The organism is Deminuibacter soli, assembly GCF_003412455.1.
Lineage (GTDB): Bacteria > Bacteroidota > Bacteroidia > Chitinophagales > Chitinophagaceae > Deminuibacter > Deminuibacter soli.
The window spans coordinates 1-20,001 of the sequence record NZ_QTJU01000009.1; the positions used below are offsets into that span (position 1 = coordinate 1).

The following is a 20,001-nucleotide window of genomic DNA, read 5'->3' on the forward strand; positions in this document are numbered from 1 at the left end:
GGGCTTATCCGGTTACATCTGGCTACCTATATAGATTTACTTCACTTCTTAATCAACCCGGACAAGGCATTGTTAAACTATAAAAATCCGCACCCCCAAATACAGCTTAGTTTTTTCCCTTCACAATAAAGGGGGCTTGCCTTTTTATACGACCACTCACACGCCTGATTTTGTTGCATTACAGCAAAAAAAAGCACTGCTTTCCGTTTTTACCGGACAACAGTGAATAGGCAATAGTGAATAAAATACAAACGCCGTTGCCTGTGGGGACACCGGCAACGGCATGTGACTGAGCGCAGCCGAAACCCCGTCGCTTGCGACGTTCAGCGTATTAAACTTCGCTACGATCTCCGCAAAAAAAATTCCGTGTATTTCGCGTATTCCGCGAGAAACCTCCTTCGCTAAAATCATCTCGACTGTCGACTGTCGATTCTCGAAATTGGTACTCGCTAAGATCGCTCATCACTGTCGATTCCCGGTCTCACACATACCCTTGCTTTATGCCCAGCCGTTTCATTTTTGAATAGAGCGTAGTGGCAGGCACATCGAGCAATTCGGCTGCGCCGCCGGGGCCGTATACCCTTCCCTGGCAGGCTTTCAGGGCGCTGAGAATATGGGCGCGTTCCACTTCAACCAATGTTTGAATGCCCGCCGGTTTTGCTTCGGGATCGGTTACAGGTGAAGCAGCGGATTGCGGCAGTTCAACCTTTGTTATTTCAATGCCCGTGGCAGTGAGCACGCTGCGTTCTATTAAATGTTCCAGTTCCCTGATATTGCCGGGCCAGTCGTAGGCTGCCAGTTGTGCCAGTACGGCGGGTGTTATGCCGGTAATCATTTTTTTACAGGCAACTGAATACTTCCTGGTGAAATGCATGGCCAGCGCTGGAATATCCTCCTTCCTGTTGCGCAATGGCGGCAGTACCAGCGGGAATACATTCAAACGGTAATACAGATCGAGCCGGAAACTGCCGTCTGCCACTTCCCTTTCAAGGTTACGGTTGGTAGCAGCGATAATGCGAACATTTACTTTAATGGTTTGACTGCTGCCAAGCCGTTCGATTTCTTTCTCCTGCAATACACGCAGCAGCTTTACCTGTGCATCCTGCGGCAGCTCTCCTATTTCATCGAGAAAAATGGTACCGCCATTCGCTTGTTCAAATTTGCCAATGCGCCGGTTGTTGGCACCGGTGAAAGCACCACGTTCATGACCGAATAATTCAGATTCAATTAAATTGACAGGAAGCGCTGCGCAGTTAACTACCACGAAAGGCATTTTGCTGCGGTCAGAAAATTCGTGAATGGCATGCGCAATACGTTCCTTACCTGTGCCGCTTTCACCGAGTATCAGCACGGAAGTTTCTGCAGGTGCAACTACAGCAATACGCTGCATAACGGCAGCCAGTCCGCCGGCTGTACCAATCACCCCTTCAATATGCGGCGTGCTTGCGGGCCTGGTGTGTGCATTGGCATTTGCCAGTCCCTGTTCTACATTGCGCCTGTATTTCGCGATTTCCAGCATTACCAGCAAATCCGTATCCCTGAAGGGTTTCACCATAAAACCGTAGGGTTGTGTGGCTTTCACAGCTTCCAGTGTGCGTTGGTTGGTATTGGCTGATATGTATAGAAACGGCAGCTGCTGGCCGATGAGTTCCCACGCGAGGTCAATGCCTGTTAAACTGCCCCGGAGTATAATATCGAGCAGTATCCAATCCGGTTGCTGCGCCAAAATCAAGGCCCGCGCCTTTTCTACAGACGATGCAATACCTACCACCTGGTAACCCGCATCGGTAAGCATTATACGCAGGTCGTTGGCAACAATAAACTCATCTTCTACTATCAGTATCTTGTCTTTCATTGATCGTATATCCTGTTTATAAAAGTAATGATTACCATTAAACCGCTAACAACAGGTTAAACATTGTTTCAGACAAGGCATCATACAACAGGCTTCCGGCTATTACAGCCAAGCACGATGCCAGCATGCTAATGCACTACAAACCAATACCTAAGCAGCACAATCACAGCAACGCCATTTGCGTTATTTCGTTAATTTACGCCGCATTTACGAGGGGTGGACAGAAGCTCATTTCTTATTGACTATTCCCCGATTTTGGTGGTGTATAGGGATCAGGAGTGCCCATGGGAATAAGCGGGTAGCGTTTGGTGCTGGCTTCAAATGCGCCGATCATCTTCATCATCGGGCCGATTAGCCAGGATGAGAAGAGGAGCTTTGTTTCGTCTTCCCGCGGGTTGGTATACAGGTCAAACAAATGTGGTAATGCCCATTTCTCCGGCTCTGATATCATGGTTTCCTGGTGGTAAAAATGTGCTTTGAAGTGTTTCCATTTCACGGCTTGTAAACGGTCGCCAACCCAAATGGGAAAACCATCGCGCCCGGATTTTGTGGTCTGTCCCAAAAAGAAAGCTTTCATATTTATACCGTCTATGGGCCTGTCATTGGGAACAACAGCCCCGGTAATGCCAGCCAGCGTTGGAAACAGGTCAACATTGTGTACAATTTCATCGGTTACTTTATTGGAAGGAATATTTCCGGGCCAGCGTATCATAAACGGCACGCGAATGCCACCCTCCCATGCTGTAAAATACTGGCCTTTCCATGGACCGGCCCAGCCATCCCAGGGTTGCACATATTCCGGCCCGTTATCGCTTAGAAAAATTACAATCGTTTCTTTCCTGATATTAAGCCGGTCAATCGCGTCTAACATACGACCTACATTATAGTCCATTTCCGTTAACATATCAGCCCAATCGCCGTTACCGGTTTTACCTGCAAAAGCCGGATTGGGTAAAGCAGGTATATGGCATTGGGTAAGTGCTGCAAACACGAAAAAAGGGTGATTGGCTTTTACGTTTTTTTCCATTGCGGCAATGGACCGGTTTGTGATCTCCGCATCAATTATTCTGCGCTGATCAAGATCGTATGTTTGCAACGCCTTGCTCTGCTCGCCTTTGCGGCCCTCCATTATCTTTTCAACAGGCATGTAGCTGGTGGAAAAATTGGGATCTGAGGGCCACATGGCTTCATCGGTGGTACGCGGAATACCATACCATTCATCAAAGCCCTGGTCGTTCGGCAAACGGCCATTGTTACTACCCAGATGCCACTTGCCGAAATAAGCAGTTTTATACCCGCTTGCAGACAAAGATTCTGCAATAGTAACTTCCCATTGGGTAAGCCCATCGGCCACGCCGCCAAAGGGCACTGCATAGGTGCCGGACCGTATGGCGAAGCGCCCCGTCATAATAGCAGAGCGACTGGGTGTACATTGCGGTTCGGAGTTCATGTTGGTAAAGCGCATTCCTTCGCTGGCTAACTGATCAATTCTTGGCGTAGCTGCACCGCGTGTAATGCCGCCACCGTAGCAACCCAGTTCGCCGTAACCCAAATTATCAACGAGCACAAACAGGATATTCGGCTTCGCTTGCGCTGCCACCGAAAGAGGTATGTTGGCCGCAATGCCTATTAAAACAACCAGCATCAGTAAACTGGTATAGAATTTCATATCAACTGTTTTCATGACTTTTCGAATCAACCCAAGGTAGCGAAAACAAAACCCGGGAGAAAGGTGTAACGGTTACGAAGTGGAGGGAACAATCCACCACTCCCATTGCATTTCAACAAACAATTGCCTATTTTGAAGCAGCAAAGCATTGTGCTATTGTTCATCTTTCCGGCAGCTTCAGCTACATACAGCATATACCATTCAATACCGTTTAGTTTAACAGGCTCTTTTAATCCTTTGCCTTTGGTGAAACATTTGAACGTTTGAACATGTAAACAATTGAACCTACAGTTATGTCTACCTTTACTATTCAACAAAGTACCCTGCAACAACTGTTGCGCATTAACCAGTTCCAGTTAAGCAACCCGCCGCAGCTGGTGTTTGTGGGTATCAGGGGTTGTATTATGACCAACCCGAACGACCAGGATTTTCACGCCACCCAAACACTCACGCTGATGGATGTGAACTACATTAACCCGCGCTGCACCATACTGCAATGGCGGGCAACAGACGGGCAGCTGGCGGCGTTTCCGGCGAGTACGGTGCCGAATATCAGCCTGATTAAATCTGCCAAGGCGCAGGGCGGTGTGGGCACTAATTGTTTGATTACGGGTTACTACAAAGATTACCGCAAGGGCTTTCACAAGAGCGGCGCACCCACAGGTCACGAGGCCTTCAGGCAAACAGAAATTCAACCGATCCGGCGCAGCGGTGATGATCTTGACTTTGACCTCGATGACCGTATAGAATATGATAACCCGCAGGACAATATTCACTGCGGCTGGTTCGATGGTATTAATGCAGACAGTTTTTCCAGTGCAGGCTGCCAGGTGGTGATGGGCTTTCCCAAATGCGAGCGGCCGGGCAGAGACCGGAATGTTGGCCCCTGGCGTGTGTTTCACGACAACGCGTATGGCATTACACAGTCTTCTTTCCCCTATATCCTGTTAACCGGTACCGAGCTGTTCAATATTGTTACCGGCACACCAGCCACCAGGGCCAAACTGCGCTATGGCTCATCCGGACCATTGGTAGAAAAGTTGCAGACGGTTCTTAAAAGCAAGCAATTCTACGAAGGTGAAATTGATGGTGATTTTGGTCCGCGTACAATGAAAGCGGTGATCACTTTCCAGAAGAATGCATTTGGCAACCCGGGAGCAGATGGCGTTGTGGGGGCCGTTACTGCGGAGCAGCTGCAGCTGGATTTGACGATGTGAACGAAGTGAGTAGTAAGTAGTGAGTGATTCCGTGTTGTGTTGGGGATCACTGGTGAACAGTGTCCATAGGACGCCTTTGTCCAAGGGACTTCTTCGGAGGAGAATAGGCAATAGTGAATGACCGAAACGAGATTTTACCGGAGCGAAGGTGTCGCGGTAGGGACACCGGCGACGGCATATGTGCATAACGTTAAACTTTAAACCATGAAACCTTTAAACAATTAAACCATCTACAACAAGAAAGCCCCCGTAAAAACGGGAGCCTCTTCGTTCTGATTAACCTGTAAATTGTATGACTGTTATTTTTTGCCCCCGGGCAATACATCGCTATTGCATTATCTTCAAAAGCCATCCACTTCAATAATCGCATCAGCAAAGGCTTTGGGAGCTTCCTGCGGCACGTTGTGACCGATACCGGGGAATATTTTGTGTGCGTATTTGCCGGTGAATTTTTTGGCATAAGCCGCACCGTCGGCAGCAGGTCCGTCGAAGTCACTGGAGATGGTAATAGTGGGTACCGTAATTACAGGTGCAGTGGCCAGCTGTTGTTCGTATTTGTCGTATTTCGCTTCTCCGGCAGCCAGGCTTAAGCGCCAGCGGTAATTGTGTATTACAATGGCTACGTGATCGGGGTTGTTGAAAGAGGCTGCTGTTTGTTCGTAAGTAGCATCATCAAAATTCCATTTGGGTGAAGCGGTTTGCCAGATCAGTTTGTTGAAATCGTGCGTGTTTTGCGTGTAACCGATTTTGCCGCGTTCTGTAGAAAAATAGTACTGGTACCACCAGCCTGATTCTGCTTTGGGAGGCAGCGGGCGCAGGTTGGCAGGCAGGTTGGTAATCAGGTAACCGCTTACAGACACGAGCGCTTTGCAACGTTCGGGCCACAGTGCAGCCATAATATCGGCGGTACGTGCACCCCAGTCAAACCCTGCAATAATGGCCTTGGGTATATGCAGAGCATCCATCAGCGCGATAATGTCTAATGCAATGGCAGATTGCTGTGCATTGCGAACGGTTTCGGCAGAACGGAAGCGCGTAGTACCATAACCACGCAGGTAAGGAACGATAACATGGTAACCTTTTGCTGTTAGCAGCGGCACCACGTCTACATAACTGTGAATATCGTAAGGCCAGCCATGCAGCAGTATTACTGCCGGGCCGTTTGCAGGGCCATCTTCCACATAACCGATATTGAGCACGCCGGCATCAATTTGTTTTACATGATTGAAAGCATTGTCTTTACTGCCTTGAGCAAATACGGCGCTGAACGCACCTGAAACAGCTATCACAACGCACAGCAGTGCAATACGCAACGAACGACGGCTAAATTGATGATAAGACATATAAAATGATTTGGGTGTTGATTCAACAGAAATTTTTAACGTGCAGCCGGAAGCGGCAATCATAAAAAGCGGCCTGTGCGGTTTGTACACACAGGCCACTCGTCCCGTGTTATAAAACGCTGATGGCCACTTCTACATTATCGCGTATTGCTTTAGAATACGGACAGGTTTGGTGTGCTGTTGCTACTACCTGTTCTGCAACCTCACGTGGTACACCCGGCAAGCTGATGTTCAAACGCGCCTGCAGTGAATAACCGTCATCACCCAGGCAAAGATCTACAGCCGCATCGATCGCGCGATCGGCAGGCAGTTCAATCTTCATTTGTTTTGCTGCAAGACCCATGGCGCCTTCAAAACAGGCAGACCAGCCTGCAGCGAAAAGCTGTTCGGGGTTGGTGCCGGTTCCGGGTGTGCCGGGCAGGCTGTGTTTAATATCCAAACGACCATCACTGCTTTTTGAAGTACCGCCATCGCGGCCACCTGTTGTATGTACCTGTGCTGTGTATAACACTTTCTTATTCGTGCTCATAGTATTTGTTTTTTCGTTGATCAAAAGTATTCCGCATGCGGGCCCCGGCAATCTTCCATGTTCCTTAACCGGGCAAAATGCACCCCTGAACGGACATTTCGCGACCCGAAGTTTTCCTGCGCCTGCTGCTGTTTGAAGTTTAACGTTGGAGGTTTAACGTTGGAGGCTCCAAAACATGCGGGCATATTCTCAATATGTGGAGGAATTGTTTCACGCAATGTGCGCAAAGGAGCAATGCCGCAATGAAGAATCAGTTGCGCTGATCAGAGACTTGCTGAGATAGTCTCGACTGTCGATTCCCGGTGTTTTCCCACTCACCACTCACAGAACAGCCGATGTCCCTGTGATGAGCAACTGCATGAGCGATCGAAACGAAGGTTGTTGCCGGTGAGGATACGGGCAACGGCATCAGGTGATTAGTCGCTACGATCATCTCGACTGTCGATTCTGGATTCCCGACGGCTTTTATACTCACAACTCACGGTGACTGCTGCGTTGTTTGCTGCCCCATTGGCTTAGCTGGTTTAAAATAGGCCATAGTTCCATCGCAGTGTTGGTTAGTTCATATTCTACCCTGGGCGGCACTTCAGCATATACAGTTCGTTTTACCAGGCCGTCCTGTTCCAGTGCGCGCAACTGCAAAGTAAGCATGCGTTCAGACATAAACGCAAACTCCTTTTTCAGCGCTGTGAAGCGGAGCGTTCTGTTTTCGAGCATACTCAGTATCTGCAGTTTCCACCTGCCGCCGATTTTATTGATTGCATAAGACAAGTCGCATTCAAAGAGACTTTGCTCATTGCGCGTATACGTGGAGTTTACCTTTCTCGTTGCCATTACTTACAAATTTGTATGTATCCCACAATTAACTGTACACACTATAAAATTAGCGGCAGCCTGCAACTTTGCAAAGAAATTCTCAATACACAATCAAGCAAGTATTATGGAACTGTATTTAAAAGGAAAAACAGCAGTAGTCAGCGGCGCCAGCCAGGGGCTGGGCAGGGCAATCACCAAAGAACTGGCAATGGAAGGTGTAACCGTACTGGCCACCGCAAGAAACGAAGCACTATTACATGCACTCAGGGATGAAATTATTGCAGCAGGCGGCACGGCACCTGTGTTGCTTGTACAGGATTTTGTGGCCCCTGAAGCACCGCAACGCATCGCTGCAGCTGCATTAACCAACCTGGGCCATGTTGACATTCTCATAAACAATGCAGGCCGCAGCCGACCGCTGGATGTTGTGGCACCTGAAGACGAATGGGCCGCTTCCATGACACTGGATTTTGACCGGCACCGGCAGCTTACACAGGAGCTGCTGCCACACATGATAGAGCGCAGGCAAGGCAGTATCCTGAATATCACCAGCACCTACGAACTACGCAGCATCAATGCCTCGGCAGTGGCAAAGGCAAGCGTAGTGGTATGGGCCAAGCAGCTCGCCGGTCAGCTGGGTAAATACGGTATTACTGTAAACAGCCTGCAACCCGGCTTAATAGACACAGCCAATATCCGCCGCTTTTTTAATGCAGCAGAACGCAGGCAGTTTGCCTCGCAGGAAATAGCACTCGGCGATTTTGGCGACCCGCAGGATGTTGCCAATATGGCCACGTTCCTGGTATCACCCCGCGCAAAATACATCACCGGCACAGTAGCCGTAGTAGACGGCGGCATGCGGCAGTATCCGTTTTAGTGAGAGATTACTGGTGAGTGATCAAAGCGAATCCGTTGTGTTGTGGATCACTGTCCAAGGGACTTCTTCGGAGGTGAATAGTGAATAGTCAATAGTGAATGCAGCGAAGCTAGTTGCCGGTGAGGACACCGGCAACGGCATCTGGATGTGAACGATTATTCGCTACGATCATCTCGACTGTCGTTTCTCGATTCTCGAAGGCTTTTTATACTCACGACTGACAACTCAAGATGCTTTAAGTGTTTAGCAAACAATTAGCAGTCCCCATAAAGCATACATGCATTAGTGAAGATTTGTTTTGCCGATTTTTTTTTCGTGGCATACAGGATATTGATTATTTTTTCGGCTGCTAACAATTTGGCAAGCAAACATTTATTTCTTCACTAAAACAGTTGCTTTATGAAAAAGACCACGCGCAGCTTTGCGTTTGCCTGTGTATTTCTTTTCTGCTTCTTTACGCTACAGGCACAACAAACAATTATTTCCGGCAAAGTATCCAGCACTACCAACCAGGCGCTTGAGGGCGTTTCGGTACGCGTGAAAAACACCAGGACTACCACCAGTACAAAAACAGACGGCAGTTTCCAGATTAAGGCACAGCCTGCAGATTCACTGGTATTCTCCAGCATCGGTTACCAGACTTACGTAGCCATTGCAGGCAGTGGCAATTTAACCATCCAGCTAACGCCGGCAGTAACCAACCTCGATGAGGTTACCGTGATTAGCGTGGGTTATGGTACACTCAACAAAAAAGAAGTGACCAGCGCCATCACCCACTTGTCATCGAAAGAACTGCTGAGCGTTGGCGGCAATGGCGCATTGATGTCGCTACAGGGCAAAGTGGCCGGGCTATCGGTCACCAATACTGCAACAGCCGATCCCAATTCCACACCCAGTATCCAGCTGCGCGGCGTATCGTCACGCGATGCAGGTCTGGGGCCATTGTATGTGATCAATGGTGTGCCCGGTGGTAATATTGACAACCTGAACCAGAACGACATCGAATCCATCGATGTATTGAAAGGCGGCGCTGCATCTGCCATCTACGGTACCCGAGGCAGCAATGGCGTAATTGTGATCACCACCAAAAAGGGAAGCTCTGAATCGCGCGCCTTCTATGATGGGTATGCCGGTTTTGACTATGCCACCAACAAACTGACTGTATTAAACAAAGATGAGTTTCTTGCACACAAACGGGGTGTAGACTTTGGCGGTAATACCGATTGGCTGAAAACAGTAAGCCGCAACCCCGCCTTCTCGCAGAAACATACGCTGCAGTTCTCCGGTGGCAATGGTAAAACCAATTACATGGCATCCCTTGACTACCGTAAAGCCGAGGGTATTGACCTGCGTTCTTCCAAAGAAGAGTATGGCGCACGCGTCAGTATTAACCACACCGCAGCCAATAACCTGTATGCCGTGTCGTTAAACATCGCGCCACGCTATGCCCACACCAATCTTGCCGACTACAGTGGGTTTAACTATGCGCTTACGCTGAACCCTACGCTTTCGCCCTACGACAGCAATGGCAGGTACGCGTACATCAACACCGGCTTCTTCTCCAACAACCCGGTTGAGAATGCCAAAGTAAACCTGAGCCAGCAAGACATCAAGTACCTTGACATCAATGGTTCTTTTAAATTAAACATTGCACCCAACCTCAACACCATTGTAACACTCGGTGAAGTTACCTCATCGTTCAGGGGGTATGGTTTCTCTCCTTCCACGTATACCTATATACAGCCTGCGCACGGCGGTACCGGGCGTAGTACTGCGTCGCAGAAACTGGATGAGAATGACCAGAAGAGTTTTGAATGGACCGGCAACTACTCTCTCAACCTGCGCAGGCATGGATTTAAATTGCTGGGTGGTTATTCGTACCAGTATTTTACCTCCTCCGGCTTCAACGCATCCAACGAAGACTTCCCTTCCGATGTGTTAACATATAACAACCTTGGCACCGGCCTGTGGAACCTGGAAGAAGGACAGAATGGTGTAGGATCGTACAAAAACAGTTCAAAGCTGATCGCCTTTTTCGGCAGGCTCAATTACGACTTTGACCAGAAGTATTACCTCTCCGCCAGTTTGCGTCATGAAGGATCATCCAAGTTCGGGGCAAGCAACAAGTGGGGTAACTTCCCGGCTGCATCGGTAGCCTGGCGTATATCGCAGGAGAAATTCATGCGCAACATCAGCTGGATCAACGACCTGAAGCTGCGCGCCGATTATGGCGTTACCGGCAACCAGGACTTCGGCAACTATTTATCGCTCGATACCTACAGCGGTTATGGTTACTATGTATTTAACGGTGTTACGTACCAGGTATGGGGGCCCAGCCAGAATGCCAACTACGATCTGCGCTGGGAGAAGGCCGAGAACTTTAACATCGGCGCAGACTTTGATTTGTTCAAAGGTATACTGAGCGGTAGCCTTAACTATTATATCCGCACCAACAAAGACCTGCTGGGATATTACTCTGTGCCAACGCCGCCCAACATAAAGGAACAAACCTATGCCAACGTAGGCACCATGAAAAACACGGGCCTGGAGATACAGTTAAGCGCCAACGCCATTCGGCATAAAGATTTCAGCTACACCGTATCGTTTGCAGGCGCCACCAACAGCAATAAATTTGTGTCTTTTTCCAATGAGTTATTCAAGGGGCAAAGTTATGTAGACGTTGTAGGCATGCCCGCACCCGGCAGCCCCGGCAACATACAACGCCTGCAGGAAAACAAACGCATCGGCAGCTTTTACGCATTGAAGTCAGCCGGTGTAGACAGTACCGGCGCCTTACTTGTATACAACCAGAAAGGCCAGCTCATCACCGCCAATAAAGCCAGCAACGACGATAAACAATTTGTTGGTAATGGTTTGCCCAAATTCACCGCCAGCCTGGGTAATACCTTCCGTTATAAAAACTGGGACCTTGGTATCTTCCTGCGCGGCGCATTCGGCTACCAAGTATTTAATACCACGGCATTCTACCTCGGCACACCGGCTACACAACAGGGCGCCAATGTGCTTACATCCGCTTATGACAGCAAAAGCAAGTATTCGAAGTTAACCAACCCGTCTACCTATTCCGCTTTGTCAGATTACTTCCTGGAATCAGGCAACTTTGTAAAAATCGACAACATCTCGCTTGGTTATACGTATCCGTTTAACTTTAAATACCTGCGCTCCATACGCCTGTATGCAACGGGCAGAAACCTGCACACCTTTACCAAATTCACCGGCGGCGACCCTGACCAGATACCGGTAAACGGCTTGTACCCTGGTCTTACACAAACCATCGATACACATGCCGGTACGCTGAACTACTACCCTTCCACCATCCAGTTACTGCTGGGCCTGCAACTTAATTTCTAACACACAATCGCCAACTAATGACACACCATACATCATTTAAATACAACAGCATTGTACTTTGTATAACAGCCCTATTGTTCTTCAACAGCTGCACCAAGCTGGATGAACAATTGTACGACCGCATTACCTCCGCCAACTTCCTGCAAACAAAGGCAGATGTAACAAGAGATTTCCTGAGACCATTTGAACACTCGTACTGGAGCATACAGGGCGGCTCTACCTTTATGCTGCAGGAAAACAGTACCGATGAACTCATGACACCCAGCAGGCAGGGCGACTGGTACGATGGCGCACAATACCAACGCGTGCATTACCATACCTGGACACCCAATGACGGTTATACCAACGATGCGTGGAATGCTTTTTACCAGGGCATAGACCTTGCCACCAACTCACTGCAAGACCTGCAGGGCATTACCGACCCGGGCAAATTCAGTATGACGCAGGCAGAGCTGGACGACCTGATTGCAGAACTCAGAACACTGCGCGCCTGGTTACTGCTGCGTGCTTTTGATTTCTACCGCAACGTGGTGATTGTAGAAAAAGTAAAGGGCGAATCACAGGGCATCGCACAATCAACCCCGCAGCAAACCTTTGACTATATTGAAAAGGAACTGAAGGAATCCATACCCAAACTGCCCACCCGCCAGGATCTCGGCGTAAACGTACCCGGCCGCTGGACACAAGGTGGTGCAGCCGCATTGCTGGTTCGCCTGTACCTGAATGCGAAAGTGTACATTGGCACAGATAAGTTTACCGATTGTGCTACCGTATGCCAGGATATCATCGGCGGCAAGTACGGCGGCTATGCACTGGAAACCCGCTGGGATGCGCCGTTTGATTACAACAACGGCCTATCGGGCGAAACCATCTTCGGCTTCCCCGGCAGCTTTGGTTTAACACACTGGCAATACTCCAGCGACATGTATTTCTGGATGCTGCCCTACCAGGCGCCGCGCTATTTCGGCTTCTCCGACTTTGGCGATGCCAACCCCAAGTATGCCTTACAGCCCGGCCGTGATGTAGACAGCGTGGAATACCCCTTCGCTATGGGCAAACCCTTTATCAAGTTTCAACATTACCCGGATGATTACCGCTTAAAGAAATACCGCAACCTGGGTGATAACAGCACCAGGGAAGGCATGTTCCTATTCGGTTACCTGCCTTACATTAATTCAGACGGCAAGCCGGATACGGTGCGAGGCAACAAAGGCCCCTATCCCTTGTACATACGCGATGCAGTAGGTATGTTTCTCGACGCCAAACCCGGCACCAAAATCGCAGACAAGGAATCTGACATGAACCATGCAGATCACAACTCAGGCATCTTCCCGGTAAAGTATCCTTACTATACCAGTGACGACCCCAATAAAATTGCATCTGCTTATGCAGAAATAAGACTGGCAGAAATCTATTACTCACTCGCTGAATGTAAGTACCGTGCAGGCGACAAAGCTACTGCCGCCACCCTGCTGAATGCAGTACGTGTGCGCAACTACCCTGCCGGTTCGCCCAGTTTATATGCAGCTGATGGCAGCCAGCTCACCGACCAGGAGATGCTGGATGAGTGGGGCCGCGAGTTTTTAGTAGAAGGACGCCGCCGCACCGATCTCATCCGCTGGGGCGTATTCAACACCGGCAGCTGGTGGGATAAACAACCCGATGCCGATAACCACACCGAAATATTCCCCATCGGCCAGAATGTACTCAACACCTCCAAAGAGCTGAAGCAGAATCCAGGATATTAAAGCCAGTGAATAGTCAATAAAATAGTCCCGGCCTGGCCGGGACTATTTTATTGACTATTCACTATTCACCGGTATTCCACTCCCCAGCCCGCCCCTGCGCAGCAGCCACACCAACAAATACCCCTCCAGCACTGCATACGCAAACTGTGTGCGTGATACACCTACACCAAACGGGAACCAGATACCCTGCACACCAAGAGAAGACAATTCATCAGCAAACAAACCGATACTCACCAGCAGCATGGCAGGCAGTATCAGCCACCTGTCACGATGTTTGTGCCGCAAAGCGTTAATGGCAATCAACAGCAGGCAGGCAATCAACAACAGGCGCAGGTAAGATGAAACAATAGTTGCAACCTTATTTATTGCCGGTGGCACCAGGTGAACGTATTGCAGGTGCAATAACTGGGCGCATAACAGCAACACCGTTAACACGGCAATCAATACAGGCGGTTTAGCGGGTTGGGCTGAACGCAAACCATGATACCAGGTGATCGTCCATGCACCCAGTACAAGCGGCACCAGTAAAAAATTCCGTGCAAGATCATAAACCTGTATGCTTTCAAATTGCCACCAGGAGTAGGTGGCCTGGTTCACGCGCACCAGTGCGGTTAATACAAGCGCGCACATCAGCCAGCGGTAAAAACGGGACTGCCTGCTGGCCCTTGCGTGGCGATACGCCATAAAGGCCAGCACGATAAAAATAAGCGGCTCTATCACATCAACAATATAACCGAGAATGGTTTGCCGCCATTGCATGCGGTAATGTGGCAGCAGCGTTTTTGCAGTGCCTGTTACAGGCGCAATATGTATACCGCCCACATCATTGCCCCCTGATAAACTACCCGCATCCATCCACACCCTGAAAGCCAGCACCAACGTGCGGTTGCCTTCCGGTGTTACTGCAGCTGAAGCCAGCGGCAACCGGAACACCCGTGGGCGGATGCTGTATACAACAGGCCGCGTTCCGTTAAACCGGGCGTTGCCGCCAAAAGACTGTCCGTTTACAAAAAGCTGGTAGGCATCATCTACACTTGCAGGTGCTGCGAGCAATAAGGTATCTCCTATGCCGGCTGCCACATTTACTTTCAGGCGGTACCAGGCATAACCGTGATATCCGGCATGGCCCCGGGCACACCAGCCGGGTACATATCCCGAAAGACCCACATCTCCGTCATGAGCGCCGGGCGGCGGGGTGAGATCTACCTGTTCCCAGCCCGCATCATCAAAACCAGGATCAGCCCGGCGCAGGTCATCACCCGTGGCAAATTTCCAGGGACCATTAAGCGGAGCAGCAGCCGTGTCCACAACCACCTGCCTGGCCATTGCCAGCAGCGGGACGATGCAACACCATACAAACAGGAAGTATTTCATATGTTTTAAATTACGGCTTTTGAGGGATATAGTGAGTGACAGAAAGCCGGTGAATAGTCAATAGTGAATGGATCGACGCGTAAGTTGGTTGCCGGTGAGGACACCGGCAACGGCATCAAGGAGGGATGGCTCCGCCCAGGTAAAAAACCTTCGCTTCCTTCAAAGTAGTCCTTCGGAACGCACAGCCGGTGCGCTGTACGCACAATTGTGTGCCGGATGTCATGGTGCAGACTTAAAAGGAAAGGACAATATTCCCAGCCTGGCAGACCGGCAATGGATTTACGGCGGCACCTCCGCAGCCATACAAAAATCTATTTCACAGGGTGTTATCTCAAAAGGCATGCCTGCCTGGGAAGGCGTATTAAGTTCAAAAGAAACCGCGCAGCTGGCTGCCTATATTTTACAGCACCAGCATAAATAAAGCCTGCTAGTGCGGTCTTATACAGCAACTGTTAAAAAAACATTGCGCATCTGCCGCATTGTTCGGGCGCTCGTTTTTAGGGTTATTTTTGCAGTCCGGAAGGATTAGCAACGAAACACAACCAATAAGACCACCAGATGAGCAATCAGCACACACTCAGCGCAGTAAAATATTCCGTATTGGACCTCGCCACTATTAAGGCGGGACTTACCCCGGCAGACAGCTTTCATGAAAGCCTGCGCCAGGCACAACAGGCAGAAAAACTGGGTTACACCCGGTATTGGTTTGCCGAACACCACAACATGCCCAATGTGGCCAGCAGCGCCACCTCTTTACTGATAGGTTATGTAGCAGACAATACCAGCACCATTCGTGTAGGCAGCGGCGGCATTATGCTGCCCAACCACGCACCATTGGTAGTGGCAGAACAGTTTGGCACACTCGCCTCCCTGTACCCCGGCCGTATCGATCTTGGTTTGGGCAGGGCACCCGGCAGCGATCAGCTTACCTCGCGCGCCATCCGCGGACTGAACATTAACGCAGCACATAATTTTTACCAGGATATACGCCAGTTGCAAACCTTGTTCTCCCCGGAGAATGAAAAGTCCGCACTGCGTGCATTTCCCGGCGAAGGGTTAAACATCCCCATCTGGGTACTGGGCTCCAGCACAGACAGCGCACACCTGGCAGCAGCCATGGGTTTACCCTATGCATTTGCCAGCCATTTTGCACCGCAGGCATTTAAACAGGCCATACAGATTTACCGGGAAGAATTTCAGCCCTCCGCACAACTCGACAAGCCTTATGTGCTTGCCTGTGTAAACGTGGTAGCCGCAGACAGCACACCCGAAGCAGCTAAACTGCTCACCTCCCTGCAGCAGTTGTTCCTGGGCATTGTTACCGGCAAAAGAGAACCATTGCAACCACCTGTTGATACAATGGCCGGTGTTTGGGATGATGCACAGCAATACATGACCAACGAAATGCTGCGCTACACTTTTGCAGGCGATAAAGAAACCATCAGCCGCCGGCTGGAGCAGTTCGTTGCCGAAACAGGTGTAAACGAGATCATGGCCACCTCCCACATTTTTGACGAAGAAGCAAAACTGAAATCATACCGTTTGTTTGCAGAAGTGTTTGGAGATAAGGAATAGCAGGAAGTTGCTGTGAAGGGTAAATGAGATCTCTTATAGTAAATGGTGAGCCAATGTCGTTTAATCAGCAGCCCCTTTGCGCCCTTTGTGGGTTTTCTCTTTGTGTCCTTTGCGGTAAAAAATATCTATCACGCTTAACTAAACGACCAGAACAATACATACACTTAGCCTATCCAAGCTAACAGCTATGAGCCAACAGCTGCAAACCCGTAGCTCGATGCTCGTAGCTTGCAGCTGTTCTCTATCTGCTTTGCTTAATCACCAGCACCCAATCATATCCCACACCGGTAACGGGTGGCTCAATAGTAACAGTGCCCGTGTTGGGCATAGTGCCGGCAGCCTGTGTTTGTGCAGTGCGCGGGTTAAACCAGGCACAGCTTAGTTGAGCTGATTTTATTGATTGCGTATTGACGGCAATCTTTCGCCCTATGGGCAGATACACCATGGCATAGGTACCCGCTTCATCCCTGCACGCCTCCATATGTTCACCACCGCGACCATTGGGTGTCAGCAGCAAACTGCTGTCTGGTATACGGTTCAGCTGTGTATGCGATTCCATAAGCCTGCGCAGGTACCCTGCCTGCACTGCACCGGGACGATCCATCGCATTCATCCATCCCCTGTCAGGATAGTTCACTGCTTCTTCCCTTGCACTCATAAACTGCCATACTGCATGATGCCCGTAAGTAACACCACAGGCACCTGCAAACACGGAGCGGTATAATTGCTTGCGCACATCATAGTCGCGGTAATACCCATTGTCAGGGTTCCATTTAGGCCAGGGGTTCACGGGATGATCTTCATAGTTAGGTTCTGCATCAAGCGTTGGCTTGGCCGGTGTTAACTGCCTGTCGCGCGCAACCAGCTCCCAGCAGGGTACATCATGCCCGCCACCATGACCACTTTGAAACATATTGACATCAAGCCAGCTCTCCTTATGTATCCATTGTGAAGTACTGTTACTGCCACCCCAGGGGTGATAGGCTATCAAACACTGATTCGCCGTACCATCCAGTATGCCTTTGGCCATGGCACGCCAGATAGGGCGCCAGTCATTACTGTCTTTTACCGCAGGACGGTCACCACCCAGTATCCAGATGATGTTGGTATTGTTTTTATAACGGTTGCCCAGCCAGCGGCCATAAGTATAAGCATTGATGCTATCAAACACAACAGGACCATCGCCCCAGTGCGGTGTTACCTTATCGCCCCATGCAGGCAACAGCGCCAGGTACAAACCGCGCTGCTGCGACCACTTTACTGTACTGTCTATTAACGCAAAGTAAGCCGGGTTGGGTGTTGCCGGGTTTTCGTTCACCAACGGCAACTGGTTATAACGGTTGGGTTTGCGCAGGCCGTTGAATTCTGCCAGCGCCACGGCCTGTATCACATTGAAACCCTTGGCTGCACGGTTGTCGAGGTATTGTTTTATCTCAGCAGCATCCAGGCGGTGAAACAACTCCCACCCCGTATCACCTAACCAGAAAAAAGCCTGCCCGTTGGTGTGTTGCAGGTAGTGCCCGTTGGTGCTTACTTTCAAACGATCCGTCAATGGTTGAGCGCCTATTTTAAAAGCAGTCAATACAAAGCATAACAGCAAACCCATTTTTCGCATAGCAACATATTTTCGTTGAAGTTAACCTGTTTCAATTATAAGTGCGCAACAGTAGCAACCATCACACAGCCGCCATAAGCATGTAGCCGTATGGTTGGGGGCCATTGCTGCACATCCGTTACCCTGAAGCTGCCCGGTGTATCTCCATCTTCCATATACTGCAGGGTCAATGGCTTGCCGGGTGCCAGCAGCTGCCAGTTAATTGTAAGCTCCTTTTCAGCAGCACCGGCATTTACAGCAGCCACATACCAGGTATTGCCTTTGCGCCTTGCCAGCACCAGTTCTTTGCCAGGCTCACCGGCAAGGTATTTCACCTCATCCCAGGCAGCAGGCACATTCATCAGCAACCGGTGCAATGCACCAGGCAGGGTATCGTACGCAGCAGGTGTATCCGCATAATGCACAATGCCGCTTTCAAATAAAATGCTCAATGCAATCTCATGCATATAAGTTGTTTTATGCACAATCTTCCTGTTGGTAAAACCGGTAACCGTATAATCCATACTACCCACTGCATTGCGCGTAAACGGAAGTATCGTATTCTGTACCGGCGCTACGGTATCGTAACCATCTTTAAACATATAACACTCCAGTCCGCTCACCGCTTCCATACTCAGCAGGTTGGGCCAGGTTCTGTTCCAGCCGTTGGGCAGTGTGCAGCCATGAAAATTTACCAGTAGTTCGTTGTCAGCTGCATCTTTCAGTATACCGGTATACTGCTGCATCATCATTTGTTTGTCTGACTGAAAGAAATCTACCTTAATACCCTTAACACCAATGCTATGCAGCCAGGCCATGGTTTGCCTGCGAATGGCAGTATCAAACAATTTATCACGCGGCTCTTCACTTACTGTATTGTTCGGGCCGCCTGAGTTGTACCAAACCCAGATACCCACGTTTTTTGTGCTGGCATATTTTACCACATCTTCCAGGCTGCCGTTGCGCATCCTGTTCCAGTTGGCATCAATGAGCGAATAGGGCCAGTGCATGCGTGCGGCAAGATCAATGTATGGCAGTATCCGCTTATAGTCCTGCGGACTGTCATTATCACTCCACCAGCTCCATGATGCGGCACCAGGCTTAATCCAGCTTGTTTTTTTCACTGCAGCAGGTGCACTCAGGTGTGTTACCATATCAGCTGCAACTATATCCTGCAGGCCCGTACCTGCGGTAATGCATCGCCAGGGCGTTACTACCAGTTTATTAAAATGCGCGGTATTGTCGCCATAGTTATTGCCATCCGTTGCTTCAGGAAAGCGTACGGTATATTGCTGCTGCTTTTGCGCGTAGTACAGGTGCGATGCTACGTAGCCGCCATGCAAACCAGCTTCCGTAAGCAACAACCACTGATCACCTGTTTGCGCCAGTACAGGAAAACAATATCCTTCTGTTGTTTGGGGTAAGGTATCAGATGCTACACCGTTTGTATAATAGTTTTCATGCGATGGCGTCCACTTGGTGGGCTTATCATAAGGCTGTGCAAAAATGCGGGAGCTGTGCGGCAGCTTAAACGCAGACAATTCACCGCTAACTGTTGCCGCACCTTTCGCATGTACCCGGTAACAAAACGCCATACCTTCATTAAATACGCGGAACACGATATCCAATGTATGTTCCGGGTACTGCAGGCTAATCACCCGCTCATTACAGGTATAGGATTGTTGTACTTTTTTGCCGCTTAACAAGGTATATTTTCCTGTTACCAATTGTACCGGCTGCACATCCAGCTTAAGCGGAATGCCCGTTAACCGCGTATCACCATTTACTTCCACACCAAGCGCAGCAGTATCCAGCAGCAACACACTGCCATTGGCAGTTTGCCGGTAAAATGTGTAAGCACTTACACTTTTTCCACCTGGCTGCAGTACATTGAATACATGCACTGCCAGTTTTTTATCCGGCGAGTAAATGATATAGTTGCCAGTGCCGCCGGCCAGCAGTTTTACGGAAAAGAAGAGAAAGAGCGAAACAGTTGCAAATGCTTTCTTAAATCGGTTCATCTGTTGTATTA

General features: G+C 49.6%; 14 protein-coding genes. 6 read left to right on the forward strand and 8 right to left on the reverse strand.

Features of this window, described 5'->3' with window-relative positions:
* Nucleotides 1-481 precede the first annotated feature (481 nt).
* Nucleotides 482-1,855, reverse strand: a complete 1,374-nt coding sequence (locus DXN05_RS19385; protein ID WP_116848951.1) for a sigma-54-dependent transcriptional regulator — start codon at nt 1,853-1,855, stop codon at nt 482-484.
* Nucleotides 1,856-2,090: 235 nt separating this feature from the next.
* Nucleotides 2,091-3,524 carry an arylsulfatase gene (locus DXN05_RS19390; protein ID WP_211330103.1) on the reverse strand — a complete coding sequence of 478 codons (1,434 nt, stop codon included), beginning with the start codon at nt 3,522-3,524 and terminating at the stop codon, nt 2,091-2,093.
* A 293-nt stretch (nt 3,525-3,817) separates the two neighbouring features.
* Here DXN05_RS19390 and DXN05_RS19395 point away from each other — a divergent pair, with 293 nt between their 5' ends.
* On the forward strand, nt 3,818-4,741 hold the full coding sequence (locus tag DXN05_RS19395) for a peptidoglycan-binding domain-containing protein (RefSeq protein ID WP_116848953.1): 924 nt from the start codon (nt 3,818-3,820) through the stop codon (nt 4,739-4,741).
* A 341-nt stretch (nt 4,742-5,082) separates the two neighbouring features.
* Here the strand turns inward: DXN05_RS19395 and DXN05_RS19400 are convergent, their stop codons facing one another.
* The 3 genes from DXN05_RS19400 to DXN05_RS19410 form a co-directional block, all read right to left on the reverse strand.
* A complete protein-coding gene (locus DXN05_RS19400) occupies nt 5,083-6,084 on the reverse strand; it encodes an alpha/beta fold hydrolase (protein WP_116849094.1) in 1,002 nt (333 codons plus the stop codon).
* A 109-nt stretch (nt 6,085-6,193) separates the two neighbouring features.
* A complete protein-coding gene (locus tag DXN05_RS19405) occupies nt 6,194-6,613 on the reverse strand; it encodes an organic hydroperoxide resistance protein (protein ID WP_116848954.1) in 420 nt (139 codons plus the stop codon).
* Nucleotides 6,614-7,084: 471 nt separating this feature from the next.
* A complete protein-coding gene (locus DXN05_RS19410; protein ID WP_116848955.1) occupies nt 7,085-7,447 on the reverse strand; it encodes a winged helix-turn-helix transcriptional regulator in 363 nt (120 codons plus the stop codon).
* Nucleotides 7,448-7,553: 106 nt separating this feature from the next.
* Between DXN05_RS19410 and DXN05_RS19415 the strand changes: the two genes are divergently transcribed.
* The 3 genes from DXN05_RS19415 to DXN05_RS19425 all read left to right on the forward strand — a co-directional run bounded on the left by DXN05_RS19415 (nt 7,554) and on the right by DXN05_RS19425 (nt 13,426).
* Nucleotides 7,554-8,306 carry an SDR family NAD(P)-dependent oxidoreductase gene (locus DXN05_RS19415; RefSeq protein WP_116848956.1) on the forward strand — a complete coding sequence of 251 codons (753 nt, stop codon included), beginning with the start codon at nt 7,554-7,556 and terminating at the stop codon, nt 8,304-8,306.
* 399 nt (nt 8,307-8,705) lie between these two features.
* Nucleotides 8,706-11,678, forward strand: a complete 2,973-nt coding sequence (locus tag DXN05_RS19420) for a SusC/RagA family TonB-linked outer membrane protein (RefSeq protein ID WP_116848957.1) — start codon at nt 8,706-8,708, stop codon at nt 11,676-11,678.
* A gap of 17 nt (nt 11,679-11,695) precedes the next feature.
* On the forward strand, nt 11,696-13,426 hold the full coding sequence (locus DXN05_RS19425; RefSeq protein ID WP_116848958.1) for a RagB/SusD family nutrient uptake outer membrane protein: 1,731 nt from the start codon (nt 11,696-11,698) through the stop codon (nt 13,424-13,426).
* A gap of 54 nt (nt 13,427-13,480) precedes the next feature.
* Here the strand turns inward: DXN05_RS19425 and DXN05_RS19430 are convergent, their stop codons facing one another.
* Complete coding sequence (locus DXN05_RS19430) at nt 13,481-14,800, reverse strand: glycoside hydrolase (RefSeq protein ID WP_116848959.1); 1,320 nt, start codon at nt 14,798-14,800, stop codon at nt 13,481-13,483.
* A gap of 67 nt (nt 14,801-14,867) precedes the next feature.
* On the opposite strand from DXN05_RS19430, the gene DXN05_RS19435 reads away from it, so the two are divergent.
* Both DXN05_RS19435 and DXN05_RS19440 read left to right on the forward strand, forming a co-directional pair.
* Nucleotides 14,868-15,221 (forward strand): c-type cytochrome, encoded by a 354-nt coding sequence (locus tag DXN05_RS19435; RefSeq protein WP_116848960.1) that lies wholly within the window; start codon nt 14,868-14,870, stop codon nt 15,219-15,221.
* A 137-nt stretch (nt 15,222-15,358) separates the two neighbouring features.
* Nucleotides 15,359-16,375 carry an LLM class flavin-dependent oxidoreductase gene (locus DXN05_RS19440; RefSeq protein ID WP_116848961.1) on the forward strand — a complete coding sequence of 339 codons (1,017 nt, stop codon included), beginning with the start codon at nt 15,359-15,361 and terminating at the stop codon, nt 16,373-16,375.
* 241 nt (nt 16,376-16,616) lie between these two features.
* Here DXN05_RS19440 and DXN05_RS19445 read toward each other — a convergent pair whose 3' ends face one another.
* Together DXN05_RS19445 and DXN05_RS19450 are read right to left on the reverse strand one after the other, a co-directional pair.
* A complete protein-coding gene (locus tag DXN05_RS19445; RefSeq protein ID WP_116848962.1) occupies nt 16,617-17,990 on the reverse strand; it encodes a glycoside hydrolase family 140 protein in 1,374 nt (457 codons plus the stop codon).
* 35 nt (nt 17,991-18,025) lie between these two features.
* On the reverse strand, nt 18,026-19,990 hold the full coding sequence (locus DXN05_RS19450) for a glycoside hydrolase family 97 protein (RefSeq protein ID WP_116848963.1): 1,965 nt from the start codon (nt 19,988-19,990) through the stop codon (nt 18,026-18,028).
* Nucleotides 19,991-20,001 lie beyond the last annotated feature (11 nt).